Origin of the sequence: Sphingobium phenoxybenzoativorans (assembly GCF_001757355.1) — a bacterium.
GTDB lineage: Bacteria > Pseudomonadota > Alphaproteobacteria > Sphingomonadales > Sphingomonadaceae > Sphingobium > Sphingobium phenoxybenzoativorans.
Genome location: NZ_MINO01000001.1, coordinates 163,173 through 185,752, shown reverse-complemented (window position 1 = coordinate 185,752; position 22,580 = coordinate 163,173). Strand labels below are relative to the sequence as shown.

Sequence of the window (22,580 nt, the reverse complement as noted above, 5' to 3'; positions counted from 1 at the left end):
GCGGCAAAAAGCCGCCCTCTCCTTACATTACAAAAGCGGTTTAGCGCGCGGCGACCACCGCACGCACCCGGCCCAACGCCTTGCGCGCCACAGCGTGCGTGTTGGTTTCCGCACCGTCCGCCGTCAGAACATCCACAGACTCTGCGTTGAGCGCTGCGACATAGGCCTTTTCGGCGTCGAACATCCGGCCGGTGCCAGCATATACATTGCCGAGATTGATCAGCCGCAGGGGATCACCTGCCGCAACACCATCCATCCGATTGAGCTGCGCCTCGGCAGTGCGATAGTCAGCGGCGCTGATGGCGGACACGCCCAGCGCGCCCTGGCGATACCCTACCTCACTCGGCCCGCCCGCCAGCGCGGGAGTTGCGAAAACCCCTGCGACAAGCAGGATACCCAGAGATGCAGAAACAGCGCGAACCATGTCACCCTCCAACGAAAAAAACTTCTTACTATAGCGAGAAGTATTTCACTTTAATGACATGACGACAAGATGGAGAGGACCAGTGTAACAAAACTAAGTTTTGTTGTTTTTCAGATCCTTAGGAGATATTCGGGTTTGTGTCATCAAACTGTAACACAAATAACAGGTCATACAAGCATCTGATTCGATGGTCGTAATATGACCGCAATGCGCGCACGAAAGACGCGCCTCCCCGCCAAATAGCGGAAAAACATCGCATAAAAGACCATGATTGAGAGGAAGTGGGGAGCTTCTGTTGCCCGGTGCTCCCCGTACCGCTGGAATCCCTTCTGTTGCCCGGTGGGTCCAACCGCGTTCTATTTGTGTAATGTCAGGGCGTGAGCCCCTCAATTACGCAGCTAGAGCAAGAGCCTCGTTATCGTTGGCACTTGTAGGTTTTGAACAGTTTCACGGCTTACTCGGGCCGGGCAAAAACACCGTCTTTGAACACACGTCGATCCTGGTTCGGCCCCGTCAGAGACCCTGATCGCTCAGGGCTTTTGGTGGAGCCGGCGGGTACTGCCCCCGCGTCCGCTGCGTCTATTACACGGCATACTTTATCACCATAGCCGGATTGCTCCGGCACCTTCCTATATAGGCCATTGCGCATGAATGAAAAGTGACCGGCGCAAGGAAAGCTGTCCGGGCGTAGTCCAAGCCACCCCATATCAGCGCTAGTAGACGATACAGGCAAATGAAAAGGCCCCGCCATTGGCAATGGCGGGGCCTTTCCATGAAGCCTGGCGCCCATGACGGGCGCGGGGGCTTATTTCATTTTGTTTTCGACAGCATCGCCAGCTTTCTCGCCAGCCGCGCGCACAGCGTCAGCCTTATCCTCCAGAGCGTCGGCGGCATTCTCCGCCGCGACGGCGGCGTTGCCGGTCATGTTGTCCGCCATATCCTCCACATTGTCGGCCTGGTTGTCGATGATGGCCGCCTGATTATCATAGGCGTTCTCGACAGCGGTTTCCTGCTTGGAATCGCATGCGGCGAGCACTGCGAGGCTTGAAAGACCAAGCATCATTGCGGTGGTCTTGATGGCGATCTTCACGGCTCATTCTCCTGTTACGCCCCGGTGGGCTGACGATCTGCACACAAGCGGCGCAGGGGTAAATCCCAGTCGCCGCTTGACGCCCATCAACCGGCAGGAAGGCGGATGGTTCCCCATTTCCGCTCGGCTCATCGCAACCCTTACCTATTTCTTAAGCGAATCCCGGATTTCGCGGAGCAGCAGAACATCCTCCGGCGTGGCTTCGGCTGCGGGCGCTTCGGGCGGCATCATCTTGTTGATCGCCTTGATCATCAGGAAGATGATGAAGGCCAGGATGACGAAGTTGACAAAGACGGTGAGAAATTCGCCCCACCCCAGCATCGCCACGCCCGCAGCCTTCAGATCGGCATAGCTTGAGGGATCGCCCTTGAACGTGGCGGGAATTTCACCGAGCCGGATAAAGTGGCTGGAAAAGTCCACGCCGCCGAAGATCGCAGCAACGACCGGCATGATGATGTCGTCCGTCAAAGACTTGGTGATCGTTCCGAAAGCGCCGCCGATGATGACGCCGACAGCCAGGTCGATAACATTGCCGCGCGCGATGAAAGTCTTGAATTCCGACACGATTCCCATGACCGGCTCCTCCTGTTGAGCCGGTATCTTGGAATGTTAACCACGCGATGTCCAGTTGCGGGAAGGTCGGCCAATCCCTATTCAATGCGTCACGCACGGCGTCACCGCGCCAAATGGGAGGATGTTCGACCATGACCCAAGCCCACCGCTCCGGCAGTTTTTTCCGGCGCTTTGCACCTGCGATATTGGCGGCGATGGCTGCGCTTTCGCTTAGCGCATGCGGCATCAACAGCGTCCCTACCGCAGAGGAGGAGGCCAAGGCGAAGTGGGCGGATGTTCAGGCGCAATATCAGCGGCGTTACAATCTTATCGACAATTTGGTGGCAACGGTGAAAGCCGCTGCCAAACAAGAGCAAGACACATTTGTCCGCGTCGCGGAAGCGCGCTCGAAAGCTACGTCGATTCAAATCAACACTGACGACTTGTCAGACCCTTCAAAAGTTCAGCAATTTCAACAGGCGCAAACGACTTTGAATCAGTCGTTGGGTCGGCTGATCGCAACGGTCGAGGCTAATCCCCAAACTAAATCCAACGAGAATTTCCGTGACCTACAATCGCAGCTTGAAGGCACCGAAAATCGGATTGCCTACGCGATCCGCGACTATAATGATGCGGTTCGCGCTTATAATACGCGCATCCGGACCTTTCCCGATGCCATCGGCGCAAAGTTGATCCACGGGGCTAAGCCCATGACGCCCTATCAGGCGAAAAGCCCGAAAGCTGAGGACGCGCCAAAGGTCGACTTCGGCGCCTGAGGCCAAAGCCGTGACACCCTATCTGCGCGCATTGCTGGCGTTAGCGGCGCTCCTGTGGGCGCCGCTGGCCGCCGCGCAGACTTTTCCCAAGCTGTCGGGGCAGGTGGTCGATGAGGCCGGCCTGCTGAACCCCGCGCAGGAGCAGGCGCTGACCGCGAAACTGGCGGCATTGTCGGCGCAGAGCGGGCGGCAACTGGTCGTGGCGACCATTCCCGATCTGCAGGGCTATGACATATCCGATTATGGCTACCGCCTCGGCCGGGCCTGGGGCATTGGCGACAAGGAGAGAAATGACGGCGCGCTGCTGATCGTCGCGCCGAACGACCGCAAGGTGCGGATAGAGGTTGGTTATGGCGTGGAAGGCGTGCTGACCGACGCCGTGTCCTCCCGTATCATCCGCAACGACATTACGCCGCGTTTCAAGGCAGGCGATTTTCCCGGCGGGATAGATGCAGGCGCGGACCAGATCGGCAAGATACTGACCCTGCCCCCCGATGAGGCGGATGCCTTCGCCAAACAGGCCGAAGCAGCGGAACGGAAACGCGGGGATGACGGCAATTCGGTGATGGTCATTTTCTGGATCGCCATCGCGCTGTTCATCATTCTGCCGATGATCTTCGGACGGCGCGGCGGGCGGCGCTATCGCGGCGGATCGGGGCCGGTGATCATCTGGGGACCGACGATCGGCGGAGGCGGCGGCTCCGGCTGGGGCAGCGGTGGAAGCAGTTGGGGCGGCGGCAGCGGCGGCGGCTTTTCGGGCGGCGGCGGCAGCTTCGGCGGCGGCGGCGCATCGGGGGGCTGGTGATGAGCGCCCTCCCCTCCCTGTCCGAAGCGGATCATGATCTGGTGACGGCCGCCGTGGCGCAGGCGGAGCTTTCGACCGACGGCGAGATCGTGACGATCGTGGCGCGCAGGTCGGATTCCTATCATGACGCCGGGTTGCACTGGGCGATCGGGACGGTCTTTCTCGCCATGTCGGTCTACGCCGCCTTCCCTGGCTTTTACCGGGAACTGATCCTGGCCATCATGGGTGGATGGGAGCATGAGCTGACCGACCGCATGTTCCTGACGGCGCTGCTCTGCGCGCTGATCCTGAAGTTCCTTTTCGTGCGCTACCTGCTGGCGTGGATGCCGCTGCGGATGGCGTTGACGCCGAAATCCACCAAGGCGCGGCGCGTCAGGCGGCGGGCGATCACCCTTTTCCGGGCAGCGGCGGAGGGCCGTACGCGTGGCAGCACCGGGGTCCTTATCTACCTTTCGCTCGACGAGCACCGGGCGGAGATTGTGGCGGACGCAGCGATCACATCCAGGGTTGCGCCCGAAACCTGGGGCGACATCATGGCCGCCCTGATCGAACAGGTGCGCGCCGACCGGGCGGGACACGGACTGGCGCAGGCGGTGGCGAGCGTCGGCGCAGTCCTGGCCGAACATTTTCCGCGCAGCGCGGACGATCGCAACGAATTGCCGGACAGGTTGATAGAATTATGAGCGAAGCTGAAATGACCCTGCCTGAAGAAGTGAAGTGGCAGGGCAAGTTCATCGCCGCCAAGCAGCGCGGACGGTGGGAATATGTGGGACGCAGCCGGGGCATCAGGGCCGCCGTCATCCTGGCCATCGAGGAAACCGCGGATGGCCGCCATGTCATATTGGTCGACCAGTTCCGCGTGCCGCTGGGCAAGCGCTGCATCGAATTGCCCGCAGGTCTCGTCGGCGATCATGGCGAGGATGAGGATGCATCCGTCGCGGCCCTGCGCGAGTTGGAGGAGGAGACCGGGTACAGTGCACAGGCGATGGAAAATCTGGGCGAATATTACAGCTCGCCTGGGATGGTGTCAGAAAGCTTCACCCTGTTCAGGGCTTCAGGGCTGACCAAAATCGGAGATGGCGGCGGCGTGGACGACGAGGATATTCGCGTTCATCGCGTTTCACTGGACGCCCTGCCCGCCTTCCTGTCGCAAAAGCGCGACGAAGGATATGCGATCGACGTCAAGATGCTGCTGATGCTTGGCGTGGGGATGGTGGGTTAGGAATTACATCCCATAACCATATTCCACGCCCGTTCGCTTCGAGGGTAGTCGAGAAGCCTCGCGCATCCGTTTCTCGACTACGCTCGAAACGAACGGATTTTAGCTTGATGCCCGGCTTAATCTTTAGCGGAAATTGTCGGCGTAGGCCTGAATCTTCAGCGTCTTGGGTGCGGCCGCCGTGACAGTGTAGGCAATGCCTTCCTTCTCAGCATAAGCCTTGGCCGCATCGGCGCTGGGAAAGGTGAGGCGCAACTGCTGTTTCGTGTCGCCGGACCCGGCCCAACCGGTCAGCGGATCAGGCTTCTTCGCCTCGGCAGGCACATATTCCAGCACCCATTTGTGGGTCAGCGCCTTACCCGATTGCATCGCGTTCTTCTGAATCTGATAGATACGGGCGGCCACGATCATTCTCCGGTTCGTCTTTCGCTGCGTTGCATCAAATCGCCGAGTCCCGTCAAGCCTTGCCGGAAAGACGGGCGTCGGCATTCTTGGTCCGCATCGTCGCCGCCGCGCCTGCCGGATCGTCAGGCCAGGGGTGACGTGGATAGCGCCCCCGCATCTCCTTCGCCACCGACGCCCAGTTCCCGGCCCAGAAGCCGGGGAGGTCCCGCGTCGTCTGGATCGGCCGTCCGGCGGGCGAGGTCAGGCTGAGGACAAGGGGGATGCGCGCGCTGCCGACGCAGGGATGCTCGGTCAGCCCGAAAAGCTGCTGCGGGCGCAGCTCGACGCGCGGCCCGCCCTCCGCCGCATAGTCGATGGCGTGGCTGCTCCCGGCCGGCGATGTGAAACTGACGGGCGCCAGACGATCAAGTTGCTGCTTGCCATCCCAGCCGATCACGCCCTCCAACATGTTCGACAGGGCCGAGCGGTCGATATCCGATAAGCGGCGGATACCCGCAAGCAAGGGCGGGAGCCATTCCTCCAGCGTTTCCGACAAGCCCGCATCGGACAGGGCAGCTATCCCTGCAAAGGCGGCGCGCATGCGCAGCGACTGGGCCGCTTCCGACCAGGGGAGCAAGTCGAGGCCACCGGTTCGGACACCGGACAGCAGCGCGTCCGAAACAGCCTGCGGATCGGGCCTGTCGTCAGACCCGGAGGACAGCCGGATCGCGCCCAGACGCCGCTCCCGCACCGCTTCCACGCCAAGTGTTTCCGGGCGGAAGCGGACGATGCGCTTCTCCTCCATACGGCCGGCAAAAAGCCTTTCGACGGCCGCCTGATCCAATGGCGCGGCCGAGATGATGCGTGCGCCGGCGGCGCTGCCCTGCACCTCGCCAACCGCAAGCCACGCCTCACGGGCGAGAGGATTTAGCGGATCGAGACGGAAGCCCCGGCCGCCAATGCTGATCCAGTCGGCCCCATCGGCGGAACGGCGTTTCGCCACCCGGTCGGGAAAGGCCAGCGCGAGCGCCATGCCTACGCCGTTCGATGTCCATGCGGCATCCGCGTTGGGCTGAACGACCAAGGCTTCCCAGCGCCGGGCAAGGCGCCTGCCCGCCTCGGCCCGCTTGCCGCTCTCCCGCCGCCAGCGCTGGAGCCGCGCCGTCAGGTCGGTATCGCTGCCGCCAAGGCCACGTTCGCCTAGCAATACCGCGACCTCCGCCGCCATTTTGCCAAGGCCCATCTCCCCTGCCCGCACCAGCATATGGCCGATGCGGGGTTCAACGGGCAAAGCCGCCAGCGCCCGCCCATGCGCGGTAATGCGGCCATCCGAATCGAGCGCGTCTAGCGTTTGCAGCCGCCTGCGCGCCTCATCGACGGCGGCGACTGGCGGCGCATCCAGCCATCTCAGGCTTGCCGGATCGGCCACGCCCCATCCTGCGCAATCGAGGAGCAGGGCGGATAAGTCGCGCTCCAATATCTCAGGCGGATCATAGGGCGGCATGCCGCTGGTCGCCGCCGCTTCCCACAGGCGGTAGGCGACGCCCGGCCCCTGCCGCGCCGCGCGCCCCGCGCGCTGCGTAGCGGCCGCCTGACTGGCCTTCTCCGTGACAAGCCGGGTGACGCCTGCTGCGCGATCATAGCGGGGACGGCGGGCGAGACCGCTGTCGATGACGATGCGGACGCCATCGATGGTCAGGCTGGTTTCGGCAATGCTGGTCGCCAATATCACCTTGCGCGCGCCCGGCGCGGCGCGGCGGATCGCGGCGCGCTGGTCTGCAGGGTCGAGCGATCCGTGCAGACGGTGGATGACTACAGTGCCGGGCAGCGTGTCCAGACGCTCGGCCGTCCGTTCGATCTCCGCCACGCCGGGCAGGAAGGCGAGCAGATCACCCTCCCCTTCTTCGGCCAGAGCGCGGCGGATGGCGGCGGCCATGTCATCCTCTATCCGCTTTTCCCCCGCCCGGCCGATATGGCGCAGGTCGAGCGGGAAGATGCGGCCTTCACTCTCCACGACCGGCGCGCCGTCCATCAATGTGGAAAAGCGCGCGCCGTCCAGCGTCGCCGACATGGCGACAAGGCGCAGGTCGGGACGGAGAGCGCCTTGTGCGTCAAGGGCCAGCGCAAGGCCGAAATCGCTGTCCAGGCTGCGCTCATGCACTTCGTCGAACAGCACCGCCGATACCCCGGACAGTTCGGGATCATCCTGTATCCGGTTACGGAAAATGCCTTCGGTCAGGACAAGGATGCGGGTGCGGGCCGACTGGCGGCTGTCCATACGGGTAGCATAGCCGACCAGACCCCCGGCCTGTTCGCTCATCTGCTCGGCGATGCGCTCTGCGGCGGCGCGGGCGGCAAGGCGGCGGGGCGAGAGCAGCAGGATTTGCCCCGTACACCACGGCTCGTCCAGCAATGCCGGGGCAACCGCAGTGGTCTTGCCCGCGCCCGGCGGCGCGACGAGCACGGCGTTCGACCCGGCGCGCAGCGCAGCGCGGATATCGGGAAGAACGGCCTCTATCGGAAGCGGCATGGCATCCTAACGGAAGTTCAGCTCGACCAGCAGGCCATTGGGATCGCGCACGAATATCTGGCGAAGCCCTGCCTGCGGGATATCGTTGAAGCGCAGTTCCCGGCCCGACGCCTCAAGGTGGTTACGGAAATTCTCATAGTCCGCGCAGTCCAGCGCGACATGATGCAACGGGCCTGTGCCAACTGCCGCGTCATCGTCCACCTCCATTGATCCAAGCGCACTGACCACCTGCCCCGCACGCACCAGATGAATGATCGGACGGCCACTAGCGTCGTGGACCCAGGCGCTGTTGCTGATGTCCTTTGCGGTTGGCGGAGGCGTGATCTGCAAACCTATGGAGTCACGGTAGAATGCGACCGCTTCGTCATAACGTGTGGTACGGATATTGACGTGATCCAGCGATTTGACGTGCATGACCTCTCCTTCAGCCGGTTCATAGACCCGACGGGGTCGAACGCCAATGCCTCAAGCCGGACGCTCAGGGGGCAAGAGCGCATCGATCTGCGCAGAGGGAATGCCCCGCGCCGCCCCGGCAATGTCGCCGTTACGCAATAGGGCGGCGGCATCGACCAGTGACGCCATGGCCCGGCGATAGAGCGCGCCGCCCAGGCTGACCCGCTTCACCCCTGCCGCTTCCAGCTCGGCGAGCGTAGCGCCAGGCCCCACGACGATGTTTACCGGCATTGGCGCCACGGCGCGGACAATAGCGCTGATCGAGGCCATGTCGGGAACACCGGGCGCATAAAGCACATCGGCGCCCGCCTCCGCAAAAGCCACCAGACGGCGTATGGTATCGTCGAGATCCGGACGCCCCTGCAGATAATTGTCCGTTCGCCCGGTGAGCAGGATACGGCCCCGCGCTGCCTCCGCCGCCCGGCGGACACGCGCCACGGCAATGTCGAAATCATGAATTGGATGATCGGGGTCGGCGGTCGTATCCTCTATGCCAAGACCAGCCAATCCTCCTGCGATAGCGGCCTCCACGGTAGCCGCGCAATCTTCCGGATCTGGGCCAAAGCCATCCTCCAGATCGCCATTGACCGGAAGGCCACTGACATCGCCAAGCAGGGTTGCGTTCGCGATCGCCATGTCGCGATCTATGGCGTGACGGCCATCGCGGCGGCCAAGAGCAAAGGCGATAGCAAGCGAAGAACTGCCCAGCGCTTCGAACCCTTCATGCGCCATAAGCGCCGCAGAAGCGCCATCCCAGGCGTTGGGCATGACGAAAAGACCAGGCCGGTCGTGAAGCGCCCTGAAGCGTTCATAGGCTTCGGCCTGGCGCATATGTCCTCTCCCAAACAGGCGGTGGCGTTAATAGGCCCGCGCGATCGCGAACTCAACCGCCTCGATCAGCGCCGCCTTCGCCTTGCCGTTGCCGAACATGCCGAGCGCATCGATGGCGCGCTGGCCATAGTGGCGGGCGCGGGCCAGCGTATCGGCGATAGCGCCCGTGCTGCGCAGCAGGCCGGTGGCGTGGGCGAGATCCTCGTCGGATATGCGATGTCCTGAGATCGCAGCTTTCCAGAATGCGCGGTCATCCGTGTTGCCGCGCGCGTAGGCCAGGATGACGGGCAACGTCACCTTGCCGTCGCGGAAGTCGTCGCCCGCATCCTTGCCCATGGTCGCGCCGTCCGATTCATAATCAAGGGCGTCATCGACAAGCTGGAAGGCGATGCCGAGGTTGCGGCCATAAGCGTCGAGCGCCTGCTCTTGCTTCTCGTCGCGCTCCGCCACCACGGCGGCGATGCGGCAGGCGGCGGCAAAAAGCGCGGCGGTCTTGGCGCCGATAATCTCCAGATATTGCTCCTCATCCGTGTCGATGCGGCGCTGGGCGGTGAGCTGGTTGACCTCTCCCTCCGCAATCACGGCCGAGGCATTGGAGAGGATTTTCAATACCTTGAGAGAGCCGTCCTCAACCATCAGCTCGAACGAGCGGCTGAACAGGAAATCGCCGACCAGCACGCTGGCGCTGTTGCCCCAGATGATGTTCGCCGTCTTGCGGCCGCGGCGCAGGCCCGATCCATCGACGACATCGTCATGCAGCAGGGTCGCGGTGTGGATGAACTCCACGGCAGCGGACAGCTTGTGATGACGGGTGCCGGAATAGTCGAGCAGCCGGGCGCTGGCGAGCGTCAGCATGGGCCGCATCCGCTTGCCGCCGCCCGCGATCAGGTGACCGGCCAGTTCGGGAATCAGCGGAATGCGCGACTGCATCCTGTCCAGGATGACGGCGTTGACGCTGTTCATATCCTCCGCGACCAGCGCCATCATGGGTTCGAGCGAAGGGGCCTGATCGCGGCCAAGGCGATGGATCGTAGCGGTCATATCGACGCGATGTGGCGATGCAAAATGCATTAGGCAAGCGGAATAGCTTGCCTGCGCGGCCATATCCGGCAAAAAGCCGGGCGAAACGACGGAGACGGCCTTGGACGAGACGCTGCAACGCTACCGCGAAAGCATCGACAATATCGACGCGGCGCTGGTTTTCATGCTCGCGGAGCGATTCAAGGTCACGCAGGCGGTGGGCCAATATAAGGCGACCCACGCCCTGCCCCCCGCCGATCCGGGCCGCGAGGAACGGCAGATCGCCCGCCTGCGGCAACTGGCGCTGGACGCGAAACTGGACCCGGACTTCACCGAGAAATTCCTGCGCTTCATCATCGACGAGGTGATCCGGCATCATGAGAGGATGCGGGAGGGGTAATCCCGGCCAGTGGGGCGGCGGCGACGCTGTTCGGGGGCTAAGTTGCGGAAGTTGCGGGTTGTGACGCGGTTTTGCCCGAAAGTCGCATGTTGGTCTCACTTGCGTCGCATCCACGTCTCATGTGCGTCTCATCTACGTCGCAGGTGAGTCCCATGTGCTTCGCATCTACGTCGCAGGTACGTCGCATATGCGTCTCATGTAGGTCGCATGTACGTCTCATGCGCGTCGCGCCTGCGTCGTAGCCGGGTCGTATCCCGAGCGCCCCCCGATCATCGGCGCAGGGGAATGCAGGGCAGGTCCGGCGTGCGGCTTCATGCGCGGCAGTGAAGCATGAACGCCGGGATGTAGGACAGGGGAATGGCAAGGCCCGCCGCGCAAGGGCGGGGTTGTATTGCGACACTATCTTCCGTTCGGGCTGAGCTCGTCGAAGCCCTGTTCTTCTTGAACGGGGGAAGTGCAGCCCTTCGACAAGCTCAGGGCGAACGGCTTGGTGCGGCCAAGAGCGGACATCAAATCTAGCGCCGATCCCGTGTCACGATGAGAGCATCAGCGATTTCCCAACTGCCGTCCCGAAAGATCAATCGAGCGACTTGATAAGCATTCCGGCTCCAATATCGCACGGTGAACTTGCAGTTGATCGTCGTCAGTTTGGTGTCTTGCTCATTGGGCAGCTTATCGCCACAGGTTACGTCGGAAATACGCCTTATGCGCTCGGAATGCACGAGGTATACGCTGCTAGGATCGTCTTGATATGCTTGGTCCGAGACGGCCCGTACCGCTGCGTTGTCGCGACCACGCACGGCAGTTATTAACTCCGCATCAGTAGGGCATAGCGCCGGGGATGCACAGCGACCGATACTGGCCAGCATCATGATAACGATCACGCTTCCGTCTCCGACTGGGGCGACAAACACTTAACATGATGGTGTCAGCTTTCTACCCTCCTCGTCATGCCAGCGCAGGGCGATGCGAGGCATGAGACTCGCTTCGCCATCTCAAGAGATGATGCGCCACTGGGCCTGAGATCCCAGCCTGCGCTGGGATGACGATGATGAGAATGCCGCTTCTCGCCCGCGCACGCCCCCGAATGGCGCCCCTCACCCCGCAGGCAACCTAAGCCGCACCATCAACCCGCCCAGATCCTCGCTTTCCTCCAGCGTGACCGAACCGCCATAGATTTCCGCCACGTCGCGCACGATGGCGAGGCCGAGGCCAGTGCCGGGCTTGCCCGAATCCAGCCGCGCGCCGCGGTCAAAGATGCGGACGCGGTCGGCGGCGGGGATGCCTGCGCCGTCATCTTCTATCAGTATCTCGACCATATCGTCGGCGGGTGTGACGGTGGCGAACACGCTGCCGCCGCCATATTTTGCGGCATTTTCGATGAGGTTGCCGAGCAGTTCGTCCAGGTCCTGCCGCTCCACGCGCACGCTTGCCTCCTTGTCGCCATCCATGTCGATGCGGGCTTCGGGATAGAGCCGCCCGACGGCGCGCTCCACCGCCTGCAGGCTGGGCCAGACCTCTGCCCGGCTCTGCGCGGCGCCGCGGCGGCCCACCGCGCGGGCGCGGGCGAGATGATGATCGACCTGACGCCGCATCGTCGTCGCCTCTCGGATCACGGTGTCGCCCAAGTCGGGCGACTGCGCGGTGGCGGCGTTCATGATGACGGTCAGCGGCGTTTTCAGCGCATGGGCGAGGTTGCCCGCATGGGTCCGCGCCTCCTCCGCCTGCCGCTCATTATGGGCGAGCAGCGCGTTCAGTTCCTCGACCATCGGCAGCACCTCGGCGGGCATCGGTTCGGTCACGCGGCTTTGCTGACCACCGCGCATACGCACGATTTCCTTGCGCACCTTGCGCAGCGGTAGGAGGCCGTAGACGGTCTGAACCCCGGCGAGAAAGATGAGGCCGAGCGCGAGCAGTGCGAAGCTTTCGAACAGGGTGGAGCGCAGCGCCGCGATCTGATCGTCCAGGCTGGAGCGCGCCTGCGCAACCATGAAGGTCCAGCGGGACTGCGACCCCGGGAGGATGATCGTCCGCTCCATGACGCGCAGGTCCTCGCCCGGAAACTGCTTGCTGTTATAGGCGTGGAAATCCCGGTCGATATGGTCGGCATTGACCTTCAACGCCCGGTCCCAGAGGGAGCGGGAGCGCCAGTCCTCATGCCCCGGCGCGCTGATCTGATAATAAAGGCCGCTGTTCGGTTCCAGAAAACGCTGGTCGGCAGGGGCGCGGTTGAACAGCACTTCGCCGTCCGGCCCGATTTCGGCCGAAGCGATCATCGCCGTCAGCACATAATTCATGCCGTCGTCGAAATTGCGGGTGATCGCATCCGCCAGCACCCGGTCCAGCGCCACGCCGCCGCCGATCAGCAGCACGCTGATCCACAGCGCGGCGATGCCGATCATCCGCCGGCTGAGCGAGCCGGTGGATTTGACGGGGGGATTTTCGACGGAATCGTTCATCAAGCCGTTCGTGTCGAGCGAAGTCGAGACACGCTGCGCCTAGTCCCCGTCCCTCGACTTCGCTCGGGACGAACGGGGAAAGGTGGGCGACTAATGCGCCGGTTCTTCCAGGCTGTAGCCGAGGCCGCGGATCGTGGTGATCACGTCCGGCCCCAGCTTCTTGCGGATGCGCGTGACGAACACTTCGATCGTGTTGGAATCGCGATCGAAATCCTGATCGTAAATATGTTCGATCAACTCGGTGCGGCTGACCACCTTGCCCTTGTGGTGGAGCAGGTAGGACAGGAGCTTATATTCCTGCGCGGTCAGCTTTACCGGTTCGCCGTTCAGCGTGACCTTGCCCGACCGGGTGTCGAGGCGCACGTCACCCGCGATCAGCTCGCTCGACGCATTGCCGGAAGCGCGGCGGATGAGGGCGCGCAGACGGGCGATCAGTTCCTCGCTCTGGAACGGCTTGGCGAGATAATCGTCGGCGCCCGCATCAAGCCCCGCCACCTTGTCCGACCAGCTATCGCGCGCCGTCAGGACGAGCACGGGGAAGGTCTTGCCCTCCTTGCGCCAGCGATCCAGCACGGTCAGGCCGTCAATTTCCGGCAGGCCAAGGTCCAGGACGATGGCGTCGTAATTTTCCGTCGAGCCGAGGAAATGGCCATCCTCTCCGTCCGTCGCCAGGTCGACGGCATAGCCCGCCCCCATCAGCGTGGATTTCAATTGCTGGCCCAGACTGGGCTCATCCTCAACGATCAGCAGCCGCATATGGCCCCTTTTCCTTCAATTTTCACCGGTTCCGCGTCAGCGCGCCCGGCCTATGATATCGCCCGTGCGTCCGTCCACATCAATCCAGACAACCTGGCCGTCCTTCACATATTTGAGGCGGTAGCGGTTATTTGGCAAGAATTCCGGTCCCAGATAGGTGGCGTCGCCCATGGCGGCGTCCGCCCTGCGCTTGAGGATGGAAAAGGGCATGATCTGCCCATCCAGCATCGCGCGGCGCGCTTCATCCTGCTCATCGCGGCGGCCGAGCGCATCCGCCTGCGGCGACACCGCAGTCAGGAAAAGGCCGGCGAAGAAACCGCCAATCAGGAGTTTTCCGGGCATGGACATGGTGAATGGCATAGCCGCGCGGCATTGAACAGGTGGTGAATGGAGCATTGCGCGGGTTGGGTGGTGAGTTTAGCCGACCTAATCCCAACCCCGTCATCCCCGCAAAGGCGGGGATCCCGCTTTTCTCCGGCTTGGCAAAGATAGCGGGACCCCTGCCTCCGCAGGGGTGACGCGGTTTATGGACCTACTTCTCCAGCGCGTATTGCACCGTCAGCGTCACAGATGCCGAGACCTGGCCCGGCTCGATCGGCGTCGAGGCGGCGGCGTCCGCCTTGAAGCTGCGCACCATCATCGGCATCGGCGGATTGCCGCCACTGTTGCTTTCCGAAATGGTGAGCAGCCGCGCCGCGCGATACCCTGCCGCCTGCGCGTAGAAATCGGCCTGCGCCCTGGCGGATTTGAGCGCCGCCCCGCGCGCCTGCACCAGCAACGGCGCAGGATCGTCAATGGCGAAGTTCGGCCCGCTGATCGTCGTCGCGCCCGCCTCCACCATGCGGTCGAGCAGGTCGCCGACCTTCTTCACATCGCGCAGCGTGACCGAAAGCTGGTTCGACGCCTCATAACCGATGAATTTCGGCGGGGCCTGCGTCCCGTCCGGGTTGCGCGGGCTGTAGTCGAACTGCGCGTTCAGGCGCACGCCGCTGGTCTGGATGTCCTTCTTCGCAATCCCGGCTTTCGACAGGGCGGCAATCAGCGCGGTCATTTGCTGCGCATTATCCGCCATCGCCTGCTTCGCGGTCGGGGCGCGGGTCTCTACGCCGGTGCCGACATTGACGACATCGGGCGCGGCCTCCACGCTTTCCGTGACGTTCAGCGTCACGACCGGTCCCTGATCAGCGATGTTGACGCTGGTCTGCGCCATCGCGGCGACCGGAATGGCGGCGCCCAGCGCCGCGGTGCAAAGGGCGAATGCGGCCAGTTTCATGTTCATCGACTCCTTACAGGCTTCCAGCCGCCCGAACCCTCGACCGGCCGTGGAAGTTTCATTGCCATAGCGTCATGACGGCTGAATGGCGGCTGACCCGTCCTTGCAGCATTGCGAAAGCGAAGGGGAATGCGAGGGTGGTACTTGCCCCGCACCGGCCAAACGCCTAGCTGCTCCGGCATGGCGGCACCCATTCTCTCTTTCGAAAATCTCGGCCTTAATCAAGGCAGCCAGTGGCTGTTCAGGGGACTGGACATCTTCATCGGCCAGCGCGACCGGCTGGCGCTGATCGGGCGCAACGGCGCGGGCAAGACGACGCTGTTGAAACTGCTCGCGGGCAGCATAGAGGCGGATGAGGGCACGCGGTCGGTCCAGCCGGGCGCGCGCATCATCACGCTGGAACAGGACCCGGACGTCCGCCCCTTCGCAACGCTGCGCGACTTCACCCTGTCCGGCGACAACGCGCCGCCGCTGCACGAGATTGAGGCGATCGCCGACCAGCTCGGCATCGACCTGTCGCGCGAGGCGGCGACGGCGAGCGGCGGTGAGCGACGGCGGGCGGCGATCTGCCGGGCGCTGGCGAGTGAACCGGACCTGCTGCTGCTCGACGAGCCGACCAACCATCTGGACATTGCGGCGATCGACTGGCTGGAGAGCTGGCTCAACCGCTACACCGGCGCATTCGTCGTCATCAGCCATGACCGGACGTTCCTGACGCGGCTGACGAAACAGACGCTGTGGCTGGACCGGGGCAGCATCCGCCGCAACGAGATCGGCTTTGGCGGGTTCGAGGCGTGGATGGAGGCCGTCTATGCCGAAGAAGCGCGCGCGGCGGAGAAGCTGGACGCGAAGCTGAAGATCGAGGCGCACTGGCTGGAGCGCGGCGTCACCGCCCGGCGCAAGCGCAACCAGGGGCGATTGTCGAAGCTGTATGAGATGCGGGCCGAACGGGCGGCGATGGTCGGGCCGCAGGGCACGGCGAAGATCGCGGTGGCGAGCGACGGATCGAAAACCAAGAGCGTCATCACCGCCGAGCATGCGGGCAAGAGTTTCGGAGACCGCACAGTCATTCGCGACTTCAGCCTGCGGGTGCGGCGCGGCGACCGGATCGGCCTGGTCGGCGGCAATGGCGCGGGCAAGACGACTTTGCTGAAGCTGCTGACCGGCGAGCTGGAGCCGGACAGCGGAACTGTCACCCTGTCCAAGACGCTGGACATGATCTTCATCGACCAGCAGCGCAGCCTGATGGCCCCGGAAAAGCGGGTGCGCGAAGTGCTGGCCGAGGGCGGCGACTGGATCGACGTGCGCGGCGTACGCAAGCATGTGCACGGTTATCTGAAGGAATTTCTGTTCGATCCGTCTTTGGCGGAGGCGCGGATCGGGACGCTATCAGGCGGCGAGCGGTCGCGGCTGCTGTTCGCGCGGGAATTTGCGCGCGAGTCCAACCTGCTGGTGCTGGACGAGCCGACCAACGATCTCGACCTGGAGACGCTCGACCTGCTACAGGAGGTGATTTCCGACTATGACGGCACTGTCCTGATCGTCAGCCACGACCGCGATTTCCTGGACCGGACGGTGACGGTGACGCTGGGCCTGGACGGATCGGGCGATGTCGACATCGTCGTCGGCGGTTATGAGGACTGGGTGAAGCAGCGGCGGCAGCGGAATGCACCCAAGGCCGCCAAGAAGGCGGAGGCCGAACCCGTTGCGCCCGTAAGAACTCGCACGAAGCTGAGCTATAAGGACCAGCGCGACCTGGAAATGCTGCCCCGGCAGATAGAGGAGATCGAAGCGCGCATCGCGAAGGATGAGACGGCGCTGTCCGATCCCGAACTCTACACGAAAAATCCCGGCCGGTTCGCCGCGCTCACCACGGCGATAGAGCAGGCCCGCGCAGAGAAGGACGCTGCGGAGGAGCGCTGGCTGGAACTGGCCGAGAAGGCGGAGGGCATGGCGGGATAGAGGGACGACGTATAAATGGGTCGCTCGTTTTCGACCTGCCTAGACGCGCCGATAATGTAGCGTGTTCCTGCGAAGGCAGGAACCCAGTTGCAAGCTCCGAACTGGGCTCCTGCTTTCGCAGGAGCACACCCCCTCTGAACATGGCAAACCCTGTTCGGTCTGGAAGCTAATCCGGTATCCGGTAAAATTCCGCCACCCTGTCCAGCGCGAGCGTGAGCACAAGCTTGCCTGCGCGGGCCGGCCAGCCCAGCGCCTTTTCGGCCGCCGCCAACCCTTCGCCGGCGCAGGCGACACGCCACAGCACATCGGCAAGCCTCGGCCCGGCCATCGCGATCGCGCCATCGAACCGGTTACGCGCTGACATTTGCGACAATGTTGGATCCGCCGCCGATGGGGCGCCACGGCGCGCTTTTGATAGCGGAGCCGCATCCCACCGCATCGTTATCTTTGACCCCAGCCCGGCCTTTTCCCAGTCCAGCCGTATCGCTTCCCCTGCCAGGAACTGCCGATCGCTCAGCCTGCCGCGCGCATGGAGCCAGGAGAGCGGAGATTCACCCAGATTGACCCGAACATGTTGCGGTTGCCCCTGCTGATCCTGCACGCTGCGTTCCACATGCTGCGCCGATTGGGTCATATCATCCATCCTTTCCATCCGCCGCAGATCGCTTGCCACGCCCGGCAAAATGTAGGAAAGAATAAAAACCATATGGGTTATGGAGATCATCATGATCACACGTATCCGTGACATGCGCAAAGCCAAGGGGCTGACGCTTGAGCAGGTCGCCGAACGATGCGATCCCCCCACCACCGCGCAGACCATCGGACGGCTGGAGACCGGCACCCGCACCGTTTCGGTCAACTGGCTGAACCGCATCGCCGCCGCACTTGAAGTGACCGCCGCCGATCTGGTGGACATGCCCGGTCAGGAATCGCTGCCCGTGGCGGCATTATTGGGTCAGGAGGGCGCAAAGGCCCCTACCCAGCCGCTGATGATGGCGCCGCCGCTCCCCGCGCCCGATATGGTGGGCGTCCGGTTGGCGACGTCGCTGGGCGAATATCGGGCGGGCGACGAATTGTGGTGCGAGAAGCTTGCGCCGGACAGCTATGGCTCTGCGCTCAATCGCGACATGCTGGTGCCCCGCCCCGGCGGCCGGTTCCTGTTCGGCCGGCTGATCGGGCGGGAGGGCGACAAGCTGCAGCTTCTGCCGCTCGAAGCAGGTTCGCGCCAGCAGGTGGTGAACGATCCGCCATGGGCTGCGGTGGTGTCCCGGCTGGTCCGCCGGTTGTAGAAAATCGCCATGACAGGACGCATGGGCACGGCTTGTTGCGTTTGCGCATCTAACGCTTGTTGATCCACGCTGGTATAGCTCACCCCATGACGCTTCACGTCCTCATGCTCTCCACCCTGTTCCCGGATGTGAGCAGACCCAATTTCGGTGTATTCGTCGAACGGCAGGCGCGCGAGCTGGCGGGAAGGCCGGGTGTCGAAATGACGGTGGTCGCGCCGATCGGCATTCCGCCCTGGCCCCTGTCCATGGCCGCGCCGTACAAGGAGCTGCGCTACATTCCGCGCATGGAGTTCTGGCGCGACCTGACGGTCTATCGCCCACGCTTTACCGTGATCCCCAAGGTCAGCGGCGCGATGAACGTGGCCTTCATGACCCGCGCCATCCTGCCGCTGGTGCGCAAGCTGCACCGGCAGGAGCCATTCGACGTCATCGACGCCAGCTTCTTCTATCCCGACGGACCGGTTGCCGCGCGGATCGCGAAGAAGCTGGGCATTCCCTTCTCCGTCAAGGCGCGCGGGGCCGACATCCATTATTGGGGCAAGCTGCCCTCCACCCGGCGGGCGGTGCTGAAGGCGGCGGATGCGGCGGCGGGTCTGCTTGCTGTGTCCGAGACCATGCGCCGGTCCATGATCTCGCTCGGCATGGATGGCGAGCGCATACGGGTCCATTATACCGGCGTCGATCTTGACCGGTTCCAGCCCGGCGACAGCGCCTCCGCCAAGGAGAGTTTTCAGCTTTCCGGCCCCGTGGTGCTGAGCGTTGGCGCGCTGATCCCGCGCAAGGGACAGGAGTTGCTGATCCGGGCGCTGAAACATCTGCCGGACGTCACCCTGATGCTGGTGGGTCAGGGATCGCACAGGCGCAGCTACGAGCAGCTTGCGGAGGCGGAGGGCGTGTCGAACCGCGTCGGCTTCCTTGGCGCGGTGTCGCATGACCAATTGCCCCGCCTGTTCGCGGCGGCGGATGTCATGGCGCTTCCCTCGGCATCGGAAGGGCTGGCCAATGCCTGGGTCGAGGCGCTGGCCTGCGGGCGGCCGATCGTCATCAGCGATGTCGGCGGCGCGCGGGAACTGATGGACCGTCCGGAGGCTGGCTATATCGTCGACCGTGAGCCGGAGGCGATCGCGCAAGCGATCCGGTCCCTGATCGACAATCCGCCCGATCCGGCGGCTGTGCGGGAAACGGCGCTCCGCTTCACCTGGCAGGCGAATGGCGATGGGCTGCTAGAGCATTTGCGGGGGATTGCGGGGAAGGGTTGAGCAGATCGCTTTCCCTGTTCCGTTCGGGCTGAGCTTGTCGAAGCCCTGTCTTACTTGAAGAAAGGGCAGCCCTTCGACAGGCTCAGGGCGAACGGAGGGTATTTGGCCTTCCGTCCAGACTCACAAAGGCATCAACGCCGCAACGATCCATCTTTGCTCTGCGCGCAGCACGCCCCAGGCGCGGGCGGCGGCGCGGCTGTCCATCACGTCGACGCCGATGCCTTGCTCCTCCATCGCCCGCACGAAGGCCCGGGGCGGCTGGATGAGACCACTGCCTGTGCCCAGCAGCATGAACTCCGGCTTTGGATCAATATCGCAGAGAGAGCCGAGCGCGACCGGCGTCAACGCCTCCACCGCCGGGCAATCCTCCCACGGCAGAGCGCTTTCCGGCGTCAGCAGCAGGCCGCCCGGAAACACGGTGTCGCGTATCCGGAAACCCCGCCCCGAAAAACCGGTGACGATCGGTCCCGCAGGCGCTTCGTCGCGGTTCAGTTCCATACCATTTACGGCTGCGCGCCGTCATCCGCGGCCCGCGCAGTGACCCGCTCACCCTGCCCGGCGATCCCCTTGGCCGATTTCTTGTCGGTCAACTGGGGCTTCAGGCCAAGCGTGATGAGCAGCGAGGAGGACACATAGACCGAGGAATAGGTGCCGACCACGATGCCCAGCATCATCGCCGCCGTGAAGCCGCGCAGCACATGGCCGCCAAAGATCAGCAGCGCGGCCAGCGCCAGCATCACCGTGACCGAGGTCATCACCGTACGCGGCAGCGTTTCGTTGACGGACAGGTCGATCAGGCCCTTCATGTCCATCTTGCGATATTTGCGCATATTCTCGCGGATGCGGTCGTCGATCACCATCTTGTCGTTGATCGAATAGCCGACGATCGTCAGCACCGCCGCGACGATATTCAGGTCGAACTCCAGTTGCGTGACCGCGAAGAAGCCAAGCGTCATCAGCACGTCGTGCATGATCGCAACGAAGGTAGAGACGCCGAACTGCCATTCGTACCGGAACCAGGAGAAGATCGCGATGCCGATCACCGCCAGCATCACGGCCAGGATGCCGTTCTGGATCAGCTCGCCCGAAACCTTGCCCGACACCGTGTCATAGCGCGAAAAGACGACGCCCGGATATTCCGCCGTCATCGCCTTGCGCACCTTCTCCACCACCAGGTTGGATGCGCCCGCACCGCCCTGATCCGGCACCGGCAGACGGATCGACACTGTCTTGGGATCACCGAACTGCTGCAGCGAGCTTTCGCCGACATTCAGCCGCTCGATGCTGGAGCGCACCTTGTCCAGATGCGGCGCTTCGGCGAACTTCGCCTCGATCATCAGGCCGCCGACGAAATCGACGCCCAGATTGAGATGCTTTACGCCCACCGCGCCGACCGCCAGCACCGTCAGCAGCGCCGTGAGGCCGAACGCCCAGTGGCGGATCGCGACGAAGCCGATATTGGTATCGTCCGGCACGATGCGCATGATGCCCATCTTGATGTCAGCCGGGCGTTCCTTGCGCAGCCAGTGGGCGGCGAGCATGCGGGTGAAGGTGACGGCCGTGAACACCGAGGTCGCGATGCCGATCAGCAGCACGATCGCGAAGCCCTTCACCGGGCCGGAACCAAGCGCGAGCATGATGCCGCCGGCGATGGCGTGGGTGACATTCGCCTCAAAGATGGTGCGGCTGGCTTCCTTATAACCGAACTCGACCGCCTGAACGACGCCCCTGCCCCGCCGCCGCTCCTCGCGGATACGCTCATAGATCAGGACGTTGGCGTCCACCGCCGTACCGATGGTCAGCACGAAACCGGCGATGCCCGGCAAGGTCAGGGTCGCGTTCAGCAGGCCCATGACGCCCAGGATGACGAAGATGTTTATGACCACCGCCAGGTTCGCATAGACGCCGAACCGGCCGTAGCTGAGGAACATGAAGATGATGACCGCCCCGGCCGCAATGGCGGAGGCGAGGATGCCCGCCCGGATCGAGTCCGCGCCAAGCTGCGGCCCGACCGTGCGTTCCTCAACCACCGTCAGCGCGACGGGCAGCTTGCCCGAACGCAAGGCGATGGCGAGCTGATTGGCGCTCTCCACAGAGAAATTGCCGGAAATCTGCGCGGAACCGCCCAGGATCGGCTCGTTGATGTTGGGCGCGGACAGCACCTTCCCATCAAGGATGATGGCGAAGGGGCGATTGACATTTTCCGACGTCACCCGGCCGAACTTGCGGCCGCCGGCGCTGTTGAAGGTGATGGAGACGACCGGCGTGTTGCTTTGCTGCTCATAGGTCTGCTGCGCGTCGATCAGGTCCTCGCCGCTGACCATGACCTGCCGTTTGACCGCGATGACCGGCGGACCGCCGCGATTGTCGGGATAGGGCAGCACTTCGCTGCCCACCGGCGCGCGGCCCTGCGCCACCTCCGCAGGGTTGGCGGCATAGTCGACCAGCTTGAATTCCAGCTTCGCGGTCTGGCCAAGCAAGTCCTTCAGCGCCTTGGGGTCCTGAAGCCCCGGCACCTGGACGACGATGCGGTTCGAACCCTGACGGATGATCGTCGGTTCGCGCGTGCCCATTTCGTCGATGCGCTTGCGGATCACGTCCGTCGCGACATCCATCGAATCATTGATCGCCTTGTCGATCCCCGCCTGGGTCGGCGTGATGACGATGGTGTTGCCGTCCACAACCTCGACATTGAAGTCGCGCTGGCCGGTCATCCCCGCGCCCTGGGTCAGCGGACGCAGACGCTCCACGGCGGCGTCGACCTGGCTGTTGTCGCGCACCATGAAGCTGAGCTTGCCGTCCTTGCGCGAGATATCGCCGATGGCGATCCTCGGCTGATCACGGCGCAGCGCGGTGCGGACCTGCTCCTCCATATTCTCGACGCGCTGCTTGGCCACATCGTCCGGATTGGCCTCCAGCAGCAAATGGCTGCCGCCGGAGAGGTCGAGGCCCAGATTGACCCGCGTCTGCATGGCCGCAGGCAGCTTCGACACGATGCGGTCGGGCAGGAAGCTCGGCACGGCGAACAATACGCCCAGAGCCAGAGTCAATATGATCAGCGCCACTTTCCAGCGCGGGAAGACGAGCATGGCGGGTCT

At 63.6% G+C, this 22,580-nt stretch carries 23 protein-coding genes and 1 other RNA gene; 8 read left to right on the top strand and 16 right to left on the bottom strand.

From position 1 onward, the window contains the following. Window positions 1-40: 40 nt before the first annotated feature. The 4 genes from BHQ40_RS00965 to mscL form a co-directional block, all read right to left on the bottom strand. The gene (locus BHQ40_RS00965) at window positions 41-424 is read right to left on the bottom strand and encodes a hypothetical protein (protein ID WP_070151194.1); all 384 of its coding nucleotides are present in this window, start codon (window positions 422-424) and stop codon (window positions 41-43) included. A 318-nt stretch (window positions 425-742) separates the two neighbouring features. After that, window positions 743-1,086, bottom strand: a transfer-messenger RNA (tmRNA) gene (gene ssrA / locus BHQ40_RS00960). Between the two features lie 143 nt (window positions 1,087-1,229). After that, a complete protein-coding gene (locus tag BHQ40_RS00955) occupies window positions 1,230-1,487 on the bottom strand; it encodes a hypothetical protein (protein ID WP_435593898.1) in 258 nt (85 codons plus the stop codon). 171 nt (window positions 1,488-1,658) lie between these two features. Continuing rightward, window positions 1,659-2,087 carry a large conductance mechanosensitive channel protein MscL gene (mscL, locus tag BHQ40_RS00950; protein WP_070151193.1) on the bottom strand — a complete coding sequence of 143 codons (429 nt, stop codon included), beginning with the start codon at window positions 2,085-2,087 and terminating at the stop codon, window positions 1,659-1,661. 194 nt (window positions 2,088-2,281) lie between these two features. On the opposite strand from mscL, the gene BHQ40_RS00945 reads away from it, so the two are divergent. From BHQ40_RS00945 to BHQ40_RS00930, 4 genes are read left to right on the top strand one after another with little or no spacing between them, the layout of a single operon-like run. Continuing rightward, the gene (locus BHQ40_RS00945) at window positions 2,282-2,842 is read left to right on the top strand and encodes a LemA family protein (protein ID WP_253183215.1); all 561 of its coding nucleotides are present in this window, start codon (window positions 2,282-2,284) and stop codon (window positions 2,840-2,842) included. A gap of 10 nt (window positions 2,843-2,852) precedes the next feature. Then, a complete protein-coding gene (locus tag BHQ40_RS00940) occupies window positions 2,853-3,647 on the top strand; it encodes a TPM domain-containing protein (RefSeq protein ID WP_083276600.1) in 795 nt (264 codons plus the stop codon). After that, window positions 3,647-4,330, top strand: a complete 684-nt coding sequence (locus tag BHQ40_RS00935) for a TPM domain-containing protein (protein WP_070151189.1) — start codon at window positions 3,647-3,649, stop codon at window positions 4,328-4,330. Before BHQ40_RS00940 ends, BHQ40_RS00935 begins: the two co-directional genes overlap by 1 nt. Continuing rightward, a complete protein-coding gene (locus BHQ40_RS00930; protein ID WP_070151187.1) occupies window positions 4,327-4,869 on the top strand; it encodes an NUDIX hydrolase in 543 nt (180 codons plus the stop codon). Before BHQ40_RS00935 ends, BHQ40_RS00930 begins: the two co-directional genes overlap by 4 nt. A gap of 123 nt (window positions 4,870-4,992) precedes the next feature. Here the strand turns inward: BHQ40_RS00930 and BHQ40_RS00925 are convergent, their stop codons facing one another. Genes BHQ40_RS00925 through BHQ40_RS00905 form a run of 5 tightly spaced genes read right to left on the bottom strand, consistent with a single transcriptional unit; the run spans window position 4,993 to window position 10,105 of the window. Then, window positions 4,993-5,271, bottom strand: a complete 279-nt coding sequence (locus BHQ40_RS00925) for an ETC complex I subunit (RefSeq protein ID WP_070151421.1) — start codon at window positions 5,269-5,271, stop codon at window positions 4,993-4,995. Between the two features lie 52 nt (window positions 5,272-5,323). Further along, window positions 5,324-7,780: an ATP-dependent helicase HrpB gene (gene hrpB / locus BHQ40_RS00920; protein WP_070151185.1), complete on the bottom strand. Its 2,457-nt coding sequence runs from the start codon at window positions 7,778-7,780 to the stop codon at window positions 5,324-5,326. Window positions 7,781-7,786: 6 nt separating this feature from the next. Next, the gene (locus tag BHQ40_RS00915) at window positions 7,787-8,194 is read right to left on the bottom strand and encodes a VOC family protein (protein WP_070151182.1); all 408 of its coding nucleotides are present in this window, start codon (window positions 8,192-8,194) and stop codon (window positions 7,787-7,789) included. A 51-nt stretch (window positions 8,195-8,245) separates the two neighbouring features. Next, on the bottom strand, window positions 8,246-9,064 hold the full coding sequence (locus tag BHQ40_RS00910) for an isocitrate lyase/PEP mutase family protein (RefSeq protein ID WP_070151180.1): 819 nt from the start codon (window positions 9,062-9,064) through the stop codon (window positions 8,246-8,248). Between the two features lie 27 nt (window positions 9,065-9,091). Continuing rightward, window positions 9,092-10,105, bottom strand: coding sequence for a polyprenyl synthetase family protein (locus tag BHQ40_RS00905; RefSeq protein ID WP_070151419.1), 1,014 nt, complete (start codon window positions 10,103-10,105; stop codon window positions 9,092-9,094). Window positions 10,106-10,205: 100 nt separating this feature from the next. Between BHQ40_RS00905 and BHQ40_RS00900 the strand changes: the two genes are divergently transcribed. Beyond that, window positions 10,206-10,484 carry a chorismate mutase gene (locus BHQ40_RS00900; RefSeq protein WP_070151178.1) on the top strand — a complete coding sequence of 93 codons (279 nt, stop codon included), beginning with the start codon at window positions 10,206-10,208 and terminating at the stop codon, window positions 10,482-10,484. A gap of 1,097 nt (window positions 10,485-11,581) precedes the next feature. On the opposite strand, the gene BHQ40_RS00890 is transcribed toward BHQ40_RS00900, so the two are convergent. The 4 genes from BHQ40_RS00890 to BHQ40_RS00875 all read right to left on the bottom strand — a co-directional run bounded on the left by BHQ40_RS00890 (window position 11,582) and on the right by BHQ40_RS00875 (window position 14,972). Next, the gene (locus BHQ40_RS00890; protein WP_070151417.1) at window positions 11,582-12,886 is read right to left on the bottom strand and encodes a sensor histidine kinase; all 1,305 of its coding nucleotides are present in this window, start codon (window positions 12,884-12,886) and stop codon (window positions 11,582-11,584) included. Window positions 12,887-13,033: 147 nt separating this feature from the next. Further along, window positions 13,034-13,699: a response regulator transcription factor gene (locus BHQ40_RS00885; protein WP_070151174.1), complete on the bottom strand. Its 666-nt coding sequence runs from the start codon at window positions 13,697-13,699 to the stop codon at window positions 13,034-13,036. A 36-nt stretch (window positions 13,700-13,735) separates the two neighbouring features. Further along, window positions 13,736-14,059, bottom strand: a complete 324-nt coding sequence (locus BHQ40_RS00880; protein WP_083276599.1) for a hypothetical protein — start codon at window positions 14,057-14,059, stop codon at window positions 13,736-13,738. Window positions 14,060-14,231: 172 nt separating this feature from the next. Then, complete coding sequence (locus BHQ40_RS00875) at window positions 14,232-14,972, bottom strand: SIMPL domain-containing protein (RefSeq protein WP_070151413.1); 741 nt, start codon at window positions 14,970-14,972, stop codon at window positions 14,232-14,234. A 180-nt stretch (window positions 14,973-15,152) separates the two neighbouring features. Here BHQ40_RS00875 and BHQ40_RS00870 point away from each other — a divergent pair, with 180 nt between their 5' ends. Further along, window positions 15,153-16,934 (top strand): ABC-F family ATP-binding cassette domain-containing protein, encoded by a 1,782-nt coding sequence (locus tag BHQ40_RS00870; protein ID WP_070151172.1) that lies wholly within the window; start codon window positions 15,153-15,155, stop codon window positions 16,932-16,934. A 166-nt stretch (window positions 16,935-17,100) separates the two neighbouring features. Here BHQ40_RS00870 and BHQ40_RS00865 read toward each other — a convergent pair whose 3' ends face one another. Then, a complete protein-coding gene (locus BHQ40_RS00865) occupies window positions 17,101-17,568 on the bottom strand; it encodes a DUF6456 domain-containing protein (protein ID WP_070151411.1) in 468 nt (155 codons plus the stop codon). Between the two features lie 91 nt (window positions 17,569-17,659). On the opposite strand from BHQ40_RS00865, the gene BHQ40_RS00860 reads away from it, so the two are divergent. Both BHQ40_RS00860 and BHQ40_RS00855 read left to right on the top strand, forming a co-directional pair. Continuing rightward, window positions 17,660-18,223 carry a helix-turn-helix domain-containing protein gene (locus BHQ40_RS00860; RefSeq protein WP_070151409.1) on the top strand — a complete coding sequence of 188 codons (564 nt, stop codon included), beginning with the start codon at window positions 17,660-17,662 and terminating at the stop codon, window positions 18,221-18,223. 86 nt (window positions 18,224-18,309) lie between these two features. Next, a complete protein-coding gene (locus tag BHQ40_RS00855) occupies window positions 18,310-19,482 on the top strand; it encodes a glycosyltransferase (protein WP_070151170.1) in 1,173 nt (390 codons plus the stop codon). 120 nt (window positions 19,483-19,602) lie between these two features. Here BHQ40_RS00855 and BHQ40_RS00850 read toward each other — a convergent pair whose 3' ends face one another. Together BHQ40_RS00850 and secD are read right to left on the bottom strand one after the other, a co-directional pair. Further along, window positions 19,603-19,911: an Mth938-like domain-containing protein gene (locus BHQ40_RS00850; protein ID WP_070151404.1), complete on the bottom strand. Its 309-nt coding sequence runs from the start codon at window positions 19,909-19,911 to the stop codon at window positions 19,603-19,605. A gap of 74 nt (window positions 19,912-19,985) precedes the next feature. Further along, window positions 19,986-22,571 carry a protein translocase subunit SecD gene (secD, locus tag BHQ40_RS00845; protein WP_070151168.1) on the bottom strand — a complete coding sequence of 862 codons (2,586 nt, stop codon included), beginning with the start codon at window positions 22,569-22,571 and terminating at the stop codon, window positions 19,986-19,988. Window positions 22,572-22,580: the final 9 nt, after the last annotated feature.